This is a genomic window from Burkholderia sp. PU8-34, assembly GCF_053427725.1.
The window spans coordinates 1-212 of sequence record NZ_JBSAXC010000110.1 but is presented as its reverse complement, the minus strand read 5'-3'; the positions used below and the strand labels follow the sequence as shown (position 1 = coordinate 212).

General features: G+C 67.9%; 1 pseudogene. It reads right to left on the bottom strand.

Annotated elements, in window-relative coordinates:
• Positions 1-212, bottom strand: a pseudogene (locus tag ACV22Z_RS35955) (putrescine ABC transporter permease PotI); the annotation flags it as partial.

The window sequence follows — 212 nt, the reverse complement described above, 5'->3', positions numbered from 1 at the left end:
GCCAGCGCGTTCATTTCCGGGTTCAGGCCGAGACGCACGCGCGAGAACACCACGAGCGGCAGCGTCGTCGAGCCGGGGCCGGACAGGAACGCCGACAGCACGAGGTCGTCGATCGACAGCGTGAACGACAGCAGCCAGCCCGACAGCAGCGCCTGCGAGATCAGCGGCAGCGTCACCACGAAGAACACCTTCAGCGGCGTCGCGCCGAGATC